This window comes from Kitasatospora sp. NPDC004799, from assembly GCF_040609095.1.
Taxonomy (GTDB): Bacteria; Actinomycetota; Actinomycetes; order Streptomycetales; family Streptomycetaceae; genus Kitasatospora.
This window is the reverse complement of sequence record NZ_JBEXJK010000009.1, coordinates 45,330-54,767: the sequence shown is the minus strand read 5'-3', so window position 1 is coordinate 54,767 and position 9,438 is coordinate 45,330. Positions and strand designations below refer to the sequence as shown.

Here is a 9,438-nt window from a genome sequence, read left to right as displayed (position 1 = left end):
GGTCGGCGCCGGCCGCGTCGTAGCCGGTGAAGAGGTCGGTCAGGCCGGCCGGGGGCTCGCGCCAGCCGGAGGGCGGCGGGGCGGGCTGGCTGCGGCCGATCCGCAGGGAGGCGAGCCGGGGCAGGTCGGTGCGGCGGTCCAGGTCGGCGGTGGACAGGGCGAGGCGCACGCCCGTCCAGTCCTCGCCGGTGCGCTGGGCGACGGCGGCGCGCAGCACCAGGTGGGCGGTGTCGGCGCCGGTCCGGTAGGACAGCCGGTAGGCGGGCACCCAGCGGGCGGCCGGGACGCCGTACTCCAGTTCCAGCTCCAGGTCCACGTCGGCGGGGTCTGCGGTGTCCGTGGGGTCTGCGGTGTCCTGGGGGTCCGTCGGGTTCGTGGGGTCCGTCGGGTCCGTCGGGTTCGTGGCGGTGAGGGTGAGCAGGACGGTGGTGCTGGTCCCGACCGGCTCGGCCCGGTCGGCGGTGGACGCCCGCTCCAGCCGGTCGGCGGCCAGATCGCGCTCGTGGTCGGCGAGTTCGAGCTCCTGGGTGAGCTCCTCGGCGTGCCGCTGGAGCCGGGCCAGCCGCTCGTCGACGAAGTCGGCGAGCTCCAGCCAGGCGTCGGCGGGCGTACGGCGCAGCGGCTCGTCGCGGCGGCGCTGCGGCGGGACGGCGCGCAGCGCGGCGGTCTCGGCGATCGTGGCGTGGACCAGCCGCAGGCGCTCGGCGAGCGCGCTGCGGTGCTCGTTGGCCTCGTCCAACGCCTGCTGCAGGGCCGGGAGTTCGTCCGGATCGCGGAGTTCGGCGAGCAGTTCGAGGCGGGCCTCGGTGACGGCGGCGCCGGGCGGTCCGGAGAGCACCCGGGCGCGCAGCGAGTGGCCGTCCAGGGCGGTGGGCAGGCCGGTCAGCCGCAGCCGTCCGTCCGGCGGGACCGGCACGGTGGCCCGTCGGCGGCACACCGCGCCCTCGGCGTACACCACGACGGAGTCCAGGACCGACGGGTGGGCCGGTGCGGCGGGCGGTTTCGACTGCCCGCTCCGGCCGCTGTGCTGATCGTCCATGCGCAACCCCTTCGTTCGCGTTTCGCCTGCCGCCCGGCGCTCGTGGTGCGGCTCGTGCTGCCGTTCGTCGTACGGCTCGTGCTGCCGCGCGGGCTTCCGGGCGGCCCGCGCGTCCTGCCCTCCTCGGTGCTGCCCGCGCCTTCCCTTCTCCGTTCTCCCCGGTTCCCCCTCGGGCGGCCAGTCTGCCCGGCTCCGGGGTGGGCGTCGTGGGATTTCCGGATCGGGATCTCCGGCGGCGGCGCGTGCACGGTGTGGGACGGGGGCGGGCCCGTGACGGTTGCCGGCAGCGCAAACTGCCGGGGCCGCCGTCCCGGTTGCCGGGCAGCGGGTGGGGACTTCGGCGGGGTGGATGAGGGAGGATGGGGCGCGGGTGCTCCCGGACGGTCCCGGCACCTGTCGAGAATCGTGAGGAGAGCGACCCGCCATGCGCACTGCCGTCGTCGTCGGCACCGGACTGATCGGCACCTCCGCCGCGCTCGCGCTGACCGCCCGCGGGCTGACGGTCCATCTGGAGGACGCCGACCCGGACGCGGCCCGCACCGCCGAGTCGCTCGGCGCCGGCATCACCGACCCGGTCGACGGCCCGGTGGACCTGGCGATCATCGCCGTGCCGCCCGCGCTGGTCGGCCGGGTGCTGGCCGACTGCCAGCGCCGCAACCTGGCGCACTGGTACACCGACGTCGCCAGTGTGAAGGCCGGCCCGGGCAGCGAGATCGCCGAGCTCGGCTGCGACACCGTCCACTACATCGGTAGTCACCCGATGGCCGGCCGCGAGCGCTCCGGCCCGCTGGCCGCCCGCGCCGACATCTTCGAGGGCCGCCCCTGGGTGCTCACCCCGACCGCGGACACCGACACCGAGACGCTCAACGCCGCGCTGGAACTGGTCGCGCTCTGCGGCGCGGTGCCGATCGTGATGGACGCCGCCGAGCACGACCGGGCCGTCGCCCTGGTCTCGCACGCCCCGCAGCTGGTCTCCTCGCTGGTCGCGGCCCGGCTGGAGAACGCCGACGAGACCGCCATAAGGCTCTCCGGCCAGGGTGTGCGCGACGTCACCAGGATCGCCGCCTCCAACCCCGGCATGTGGGTCGACATCCTCTCCGCCAACGCGGGCGCGGTCGCCGACGTCCTGGAGGGCGTGGCCCGCGACCTCGGCGAGACGGTCACCGCGCTGCGCGCGATGGAGGCCGCCGAGGAGACCGAGCGCCAGGCGGGCGCGGCCGGCATCGAGGCGGTCATGCGGCGCGGCAACACCGGCCAGGCCCGCATCCCCGGCAAGCACGGCGCGCCGCCCACCCGGTACGAGACCGTGGCGGTCGTGCTGGGCGACCAGCCGGGCGAGCTGGGCCGGCTGTTCGGGGAGGTCGGCGAGGCCGGGGTCAACATCGAGGACGTCGACATCGAGCACTCGACCGGGCAGCAGGTCGGCTTCGTCCAGCTGTCGGTGGCGCCGACGGCGGTGAAGCGGCTGACCAAGGCGCTGCGGGCGAGCGGCTGGAGCGTCCGGGACTGAGGTCCGGGGCGGGGGTCGGGGCCCGGGTCGGGGCCCGGGGCGGGGGGTCGGTCGGTCGGTCGGGGCCCGGGTCGGCCGGTCGGGGCCGATCGGTCGGGGCGAGGGCGGGGGCTGGCCGGGGCCGATCGGTCGGGGACGATCGATCGGGGGAGGCCGTCAGCCCGGACGGCGGCGGAGAGTGTTGCGGCGGCGGTCCATTAACCTTGAGGGAGACAGTCCCCGGCCGCCCGCCTGCCCAGGCCCCGGCTCCCATGCTCAGAGAGAGGTTCGCCCCGTGGACACTGCCGACCGAGCGCACGCCCCGGTCGTCGTCGCCATCGACGGACCCTCCGGCTCCGGCAAGTCGACCGTCTCGCGCGCCGTCGCGGCCCGGCTGGGCCTGAGCTTCCTGGACACCGGCGCCATGTACCGGGCGATGACCTGGTGGATGCTGGCCAACGAGGTCGACGTCGAGGACGCGGAGGCGGTGGCCGTCGCGTGCGGCAAGCCGGTGATCGTCTCCGGCACCGACGCCGACGGCCCCACCATCACGGTGGACGGCCAGGACGTGTCCGGCCCGATCCGCGGCCCCGAGGTCACCGCCAAGGTCAGCGCCGTGTCCGCGGTGCCGGCCGTGCGGTCCCGGCTGGTCGAGCTCCAGCGCGGCTGCGCCGAGGTCGCCGAGCGCGGCATCGTCGCCGAGGGCCGGGACATGGGGACCGTGGTGTTCCCGGACGCCACCGTCAAGGTCTTCCTGACCGCCTCCGAGGAGGCCAGGGCCGCGCGCCGGGCGGCCGAGCTGCGCGCCAAGGGCGTGGACGAGGCGACCATTACCGCGATGGCCGCCGACCTCGCCCGCCGCGACGCCGCCGACTCCTCCCGGAAGACGGCCCCGCTGACCCAGGCCGCGGACGCGGTCCTGGTGGACACCAGCGACCTCACCCTGGAGCAGGTGATCGACCGGATCGCCGGACTGGTGGAGGAGCGGGCCGGACTGTCCGCGGTCTGACCGGCTGCCGTCGGTCCGACCAGGACCGGCCCGAACCCCTCGGGCCGGCCGACGAGTGAACCGCGGGCCGTCGAGGTGCCGCGGAGACAACCATCGCGCTGCCCCGAGCGGGGCGGGTACGCACGGCACGCCCCTGGGAAGGGCCGGGCCGGGAAACGGAACAGACGAACATGACCGCAGAGCACGCCGCCACCGGCCCCGGTGAGCTGGACGCCGCCGACTACGCCGAGTTCATGGCGCTCGCCGCCGAGGAGGGCTTCGACCTCGACGGCTTCGACGCCGTGGACGGCGCCGAGCCCGTCCGACTGCCGGTGCTGGCCGTCGTCGGCCGCCCGAACGTCGGCAAGTCGACCCTGGTGAACCGCATCATCGGCCGCCGCGAGGCCGTCGTCGAGGACAAGCCGGGCGTCACCCGCGACCGGGTCACCTACGAGGCCAGCTGGAACGGCCGCCGCTTCAAGGTGGTCGACACCGGCGGCTGGGAGATCGACGTCCTCGGCATCGACGCCATGGTCGCCGCCCAGGCCGAGCTGGGCATCGAGCAGGCCGACGCGGTGCTGTTCGTCGTGGACGCCACCGTCGGCGCCACCGACACCGACGAGGCCCTGATCAAGCTCATCCGCCGGGCGGGCAAGCCGACCGTCCTGTGCGCCAACAAGGTCGACGGCCCCTCCACCGAGGCCGAGGCCGCCTACCTGTGGTCGCTCGGCCTGGGCGAGCCGTACCCGGTCTCCGCCCTGCACGGCCGCGGCTCGGGCGACCTGCTGGACGCCGTCATGGACGCGCTGCCCGAGGCCCCGCCGCAGACCTTCGGCGACGCGGCCCCCGGCGGCCCGCGCCGCATCGCGCTGATCGGCCGGCCCAACGTCGGCAAGTCCAGCCTGCTGAACAAGGTCGCGGGCGAGGAGCGCGTGGTCGTCAACGAGCTGGCCGGCACCACCCGTGACCCGGTCGACGAGATGATCGAGCTCGGCGGCAAGACCTGGAAGTTCGTGGACACCGCCGGCATCCGCCGCCGGGTCCACCTGACCGCCGGCGCCGACTTCTACGCCTCGCTGCGCACCGCCGCCGCGCTGGAGAAGGCCGAGGTCGCGGTCGTCCTGATCGACGCCAGCGAGACCCTCGCCGAGCAGGACACCCGGATCATCTCGATGGCCGTCGAGGCCGGGCGCGCCGTCGTCGTCGCGTACAACAAGTGGGACCAGCTCGACGAGGAGCGCCGCTACTACCTGGAGCGCGAGATCGAGCGCGACCTCGTCCAGGTGCAGTGGGCCCCGCGGGTCAACGTGTCGGCCAAGACCGGCCGGCACATGGAGAAGCTCGTCCCGGCGATCGAGACCGCGCTGGAGGGCTGGGAGACCCGCATCCCGACCGCGCGCCTGAACGCCTTCCTGGGCGAGCTGGTCGCCGCCCACCCGCACCCGATCCGCGGCGGCAAGCAGCCGCGCATCCTGTTCGGCACCCAGGCGGGCGTCCGTCCGCCGCGCTTCGTGCTGTTCGCCTCGGGCTTCCTGGAGGCCGGCTACCGGCGCTTCATCGAGCGCCGGCTGCGGGAGGAGTTCGGGTTCGTGGGGACGCCGATCTCGATCTCGGTGCGGGTCCGGGAGAAGCGCAAGAAGAAGTAGCAGGAGCGGTAGCGGCGGCCGGACGGGAACGGCCGGTCCGCCGCGACCGACGGCCGGAGGGCCTCGCCACGGTGGTGGCGGGGCCCTCCGGCATGTTCGGGGGTGTGGGCGGCCTGGCTCGGCTCGGCCGGGGCTTGGCGGGGGCGGGCCGGGTCTGCTGGTCGCGGCGCGGGCCGGACCGTCAGCGGAGTTCGACGGCGGGGCCCGGGGGTAGGGAGAGCATCTGGCGGTGGCGGCCGCCGGAGGCGCGGGTGGGGGCGAGGCCGGCGACCGTACCCATCACCGGGGCGGGCGCGGGTGGCGCCGGGGGTGCGGGTGCGGGGACCGGCACCGGGGGCGGGGCCGCGCCCAGGTAGCCGGCCGCGACCCAGCCCTGGCCGTTGGTGAACTGGGCTGCGGGGACGGCGGGTTGGTCCTGGGCGGGGGGTGCGGTGGCGTGGCCGGGGCCGTCGCCGGTGGGGGCGGTGGGCTCGGGGCGGCCGTGGTGGTGGCCGACGGCGTGGGCGCCGGTGCTGTGGCTGCTGGTGCTGTGGTTTCCGGTGCTGTGGCTGCCGGTGGCGTGGCTGCCGGCGTGGGGGGTGACGTGGGTGCCGGCGTGGCCGATGGCGTGGGCGTGCTGTTGGGCACCGGTATGACCACCGCCGGTATGAACGGCCCCGGCATGGCCGGGCTGTTGGCCGCCGGCGAGGCCCGCGCCGGAGCCGTGGTGCTGGTGGCTCGGCATGAACTGGGGGAGGCCCGGCACCTGGCCCGCGAGGGTGTGGAAGGCCTGCTGCTGGGGCGGGTACGGGCGCTGCTCGCCGGGCAGCGGGTAGCCGTCGCGGACCGCGAAGCCGGTGAACTTCAGGTCCTCCTCGCCCGAGCGGTCGCCGGGCAGGGCACGGAAGAGGCGCCGGTACTCGGAGTACAGCTCGTCGTAGATCGGCGTGGCGGAGTGCGGGTGCTCGGCGTCGTACGACGGGCGCATGCCCGGGATCGAGCGCGAGGCGGTGGCGGACCGGCCGGGGGACGCGGAGACGTCGTAGCTGTACACGTAGGGGCCAACGAGCGAGAGGGGCGGGGGATGCGGGGCGTGGTGGCGCGGGTGCGTCCACGCGCCGGAGTGCGGGAAGGGCGGACGCGCCGGGCGGAGGGTGGTCACGCCGGGGGTGCGACGGGCGTGCGGGGGTGACGGAGATGGCGGGGACGGCGGAGCGGCGGCGGGTCTGCCGGGGGTGCCGGGGCGGCGGCGAGGGTGACGGGGCGGCGCGGGGGTGCTGGCGGCGGTGGGGCTTCAGGGCGCGGTGGACGCGCGCCCGCCGGAAGGCGGCCACGGGGAGGCCGCCTTCCGGCGGGTCGGCGCGGGGAGCCGGATCAGGTGCCGGCGAGCGGGAGGGAGGCGGCGACCACCTGGCCCAGCGCCACTGCCCGCTCCAGCGCCTGCCGCAGCAGGTCCTCGCGGGGCTGGCGGCCGACCAGGCCGGCCGGGACGGCGTACATCGTCACCTCGGAGAGCTGGCTCGCGGCCATCCGCCAGGCGTCGGTGACCTGGAGCGGCTGGTGCGCCTGCCACCAGCCGGTGCTGCCGCCCGCCGCGGCGGGCTGGAGGATCGCGTGCAGCTTGCCCATCGCGACCAGGACCGACCAGCCGGGCAGCTGGTCCGGGGTCTCGTCCAGGTCGGTGACGGGCTGGAAGCCGGCGTCCTGGAGCAGGTCGAGGAACTCGTCCTCGCCCGAGGTGCTGCCGGGCCGGCCGACCGGACCGGTCGGCTCGACCACCAGCGAGGCGTGCCCGACCTTGCCGTGCAGCACCAGCCCGCAGGTGATGCCGAGGATGGCGGCCTGGCCGGGGGCGCTCGGCTGGGTCTGGGCGGGGCCGACGGGCGCGGCCGGCGCCGGGGCGGGCGCGTTCGGCACGACGGCGGGGACGGCGAGGTCCGGGCCGCCGGGCTGGGACTGGTTGATGCTGCGGACGGCGCCGACCAACTGCTCCTCGGAGACCGGTACGACCTGGGAGGGGATGCAGCGGGCGTGCGCGAAGGCGAGGACGGCGGTCTCGTCACCGACGAACAGCACGGTGCTGGTGGGCTCCACGTGGGTGTCGCCGGGGGTCCGGCAGGAGGTGCACTCGTAGCTGTCGGGGGCGCGGTCGCCGACTAGCAGGCGGTCGGCCTCGTCGTCGCCGATCTCGGACCGGACCTCGTCGCTGACGTCGAGCATGCGCGGCACAGGGTCTCCTCGGATGGGTGCGGATGGGGCTTCGGGGCTGACACGGAGAGGTCGCCATGCCCAACGGGCCCTTGTGTCAGGCGTCACGGGTGGCCGACGAGGCTGACGGGAATTGCCCCGGATCCGACCGCGCGGCGTGTTCTCGTGGTCGCAATCTGTCGATGTCGGTGCCGGGACTGCCGGAATCAAACGGTGAGGTGAGTCACGCGACCCGGATGTTTGATCTAGGAATCAACGGTTAATTCGGGCATTTCGGGCAGGATTGGTCGGTTGTTACCACCGGTAACCCTTGGCTGAGCTGGGCAGACCGTTGAAGTTTTGAAATCCCCGTCGCCCGGCTCGTAGCTTCTTGGGCGGCGCAACGAGCGCCACCCGGGTTCACCCCCGACGCACAGCCCCCCGGTCCGCCGGGCGCGGCAGGTGCCCGCCGACACGATCGCTCGAACAGATCGTCGGTGAGCGGCTGGGTGGCCGGGGCGGCAGCGGCACGTCCGACACGTGCACGGCCGTCCGACGGACGCGGCAAGCGATCGCGGCCCTTCCCAGGGCCTTGGTTCCGCATGCCCGCCCGGGGCTGTCGAGAGGAACCCCATGACCTTCCGTAACGAGACCGCCGCTGCCACCACCTCCGCCGCCACCAAGCGCAACCGCGTTCGGATGGCCGTCGTGGCGGGCGCCGCTGTCGCGGCCCTGCCGGTGGCCGGCCTCGTCACGGCCACCTCGGCCTCCGCCGCCTCCGTCGCGACCTGGGACGCCGTCGCCCAGTGCGAGAGCGGTGGCAACTGGGCCATCAACACCGGCAACGGTTTCTACGGCGGTCTGCAGTTCACCTCCAGCACCTGGGCCGCCTTCGGTGGCACCGCCTACGCCTCGCAGGCCAACCTGGCCACCAAGGCGCAGCAGATCGCCGTCGCTGAGAAGGTCCTCGCCTCGCAGGGCCCGGGCGCCTGGCCCGTGTGCTCCGTCAAGGCCGGTCTGACCAAGGGCGGCGCCCCGGCCGCCGTCGACACCTCGGCGGGCTCGACCGCCGCCAAGCCGGCCGCCCCCGCCGCTCCGGCTGCTCCGGCCGCGAAGCCCGCCGCCAAGCCGGCCGAGGCCCCGAAGGCCGCGCCCAAGGCCCAGGCCGCGCCGAAGGCCGCCGCCGCCCCCAAGGCCGAGGCCCAGAAGTCCGCGCCGAAGGCCGACCAGGGCGCCAAGTCCTGGAACCGCTCGAACGACGCCAAGCCGGCCGCCAAGGGCAGCTACACCGTCAAGGCCGGTGACACCCTGAGCTCCATCGCCGCCGCGCAGGGCCTGGACTGGCACGACCTGTACCAGAACAACGCCAAGGTCGTCGGTGGCAACCCCGACCTGATCTTCCCGGGCCAGACCCTCAGCATCTGAGGTCTCCCCGGCTCGGGCACCTGAGGACTCGTGCGTGGCCGCACCGTCCGGGTGCCGGACGGCACCGACGTACGGATGTGCTGATGTGTCGACGTTCCGATGTGTCTGCTGTGTCGGGATGTCCGCGTTCCGACGTACCGATGTGCTCGGCTTCCACGGCCGCTTCTCCGCCGCGCGGGTCACTCCGCCGGTCGGGGGAGCGGCCGTCGGCGTTTCGCGGCGTTCGGCCGAGTGCCCGGGCGGTGGGAGCGTGGCGCGTCTAGGGTCGGCTGCCGTGCCACATTCCTGTGATGAACGTATGGGCCGAGGTCGGTTCGTGGTGGGCGTGGCCGCCGCCGTGGCGGTGCTGCTGGCTCTCCCGTCGGGCGGGGTACGGGCCGGGGCGGCCGTCCCGGTCGCCGACCTGGTCTGGGACGCGCTCGCCGACTGCGAGAGCGGCGGCGACTGGCGGGCGGACACCGGCAACGGCCTCTACGGCGGCCTGCAGATCCGGACGTCCACCTGGGCGGAGCTCGGCGGTCCGCGCTTCGCCGACCGGCCGGACCACGCGAGCCGGCGGGAGCAGACGACGGTCGGCGAGGAGATCGTCCGCCGCCAGGGGTGGGAGGCCTGGCCGTCCTGCGCCCGGGAGCTGGGGCTGCTCGGGGGTGCGCCCGCCGCCGGCGGGCCGGGGCCCGGGTAGCCG

General features: G+C 75.2%; 8 protein-coding genes. 5 read left to right on the top strand and 3 right to left on the bottom strand.

From position 1 onward, the window contains the following. Window positions 1-1,039, bottom strand: a 1,039-nt coding sequence (locus tag ABZW03_RS02505) for a DUF4139 domain-containing protein (protein WP_355250956.1), incomplete at its 3' end; no start/stop codon positions are given. A gap of 424 nt (window positions 1,040-1,463) precedes the next feature. On the opposite strand from ABZW03_RS02505, the gene ABZW03_RS02500 reads away from it, so the two are divergent. The 3 genes from ABZW03_RS02500 to der all read left to right on the top strand — a co-directional run bounded on the left by ABZW03_RS02500 (window position 1,464) and on the right by der (window position 5,162). After that, window positions 1,464-2,549 carry a prephenate dehydrogenase gene (locus ABZW03_RS02500; RefSeq protein WP_355250953.1) on the top strand — a complete coding sequence of 362 codons (1,086 nt, stop codon included), beginning with the start codon at window positions 1,464-1,466 and terminating at the stop codon, window positions 2,547-2,549. Between the two features lie 274 nt (window positions 2,550-2,823). Beyond that, the gene (gene cmk / locus ABZW03_RS02495; RefSeq protein ID WP_355250950.1) at window positions 2,824-3,537 is read left to right on the top strand and encodes a (d)CMP kinase; all 714 of its coding nucleotides are present in this window, start codon (window positions 2,824-2,826) and stop codon (window positions 3,535-3,537) included. 170 nt (window positions 3,538-3,707) lie between these two features. Continuing rightward, window positions 3,708-5,162 (top strand): ribosome biogenesis GTPase Der, encoded by a 1,455-nt coding sequence (gene der, locus ABZW03_RS02490; protein WP_355250947.1) that lies wholly within the window; start codon window positions 3,708-3,710, stop codon window positions 5,160-5,162. A gap of 181 nt (window positions 5,163-5,343) precedes the next feature. Here the strand turns inward: der and ABZW03_RS02485 are convergent, their stop codons facing one another. Next, entirely contained in the window at window positions 5,344-6,303 is a 960-nt protein-coding gene (locus ABZW03_RS02485; RefSeq protein WP_355250971.1) for a hypothetical protein, read from the bottom strand. A 212-nt stretch (window positions 6,304-6,515) separates the two neighbouring features. Further along, window positions 6,516-7,370: a hypothetical protein gene (locus tag ABZW03_RS02480; RefSeq protein ID WP_355250944.1), complete on the bottom strand. Its 855-nt coding sequence runs from the start codon at window positions 7,368-7,370 to the stop codon at window positions 6,516-6,518. Window positions 7,371-7,961: 591 nt separating this feature from the next. On the opposite strand from ABZW03_RS02480, the gene ABZW03_RS02475 reads away from it, so the two are divergent. Beyond that, window positions 7,962-8,753, top strand: a complete 792-nt coding sequence (locus ABZW03_RS02475; RefSeq protein ID WP_355250941.1) for a transglycosylase family protein — start codon at window positions 7,962-7,964, stop codon at window positions 8,751-8,753. 298 nt (window positions 8,754-9,051) lie between these two features. Beyond that, window positions 9,052-9,435, top strand: coding sequence for a transglycosylase family protein (locus ABZW03_RS02470; RefSeq protein WP_355250938.1), 384 nt, complete (start codon window positions 9,052-9,054; stop codon window positions 9,433-9,435). Window positions 9,436-9,438: the final 3 nt, after the last annotated feature.

What these genes read in the sequence shown, in the direction of transcription:
- ABZW03_RS02500 (WP_355250953.1), top strand. Translation starts at nt 1,464, where the DNA reads ATGCGCACTGCCGTCGTCGTCGGCACCGGACTGATCGGCACCTCCGCC.
- ABZW03_RS02470 (WP_355250938.1), top strand. Translation starts at nt 9,052, where the DNA reads ATGGGCCGAGGTCGGTTCGTGGTGGGCGTGGCCGCCGCCGTGGCGGTG.
- der (WP_355250947.1), top strand. Translation starts at nt 3,708, where the DNA reads ATGACCGCAGAGCACGCCGCCACCGGCCCCGGTGAGCTGGACGCCGCC.
- ABZW03_RS02475 (WP_355250941.1), top strand. Translation starts at nt 7,962, where the DNA reads ATGACCTTCCGTAACGAGACCGCCGCTGCCACCACCTCCGCCGCCACC.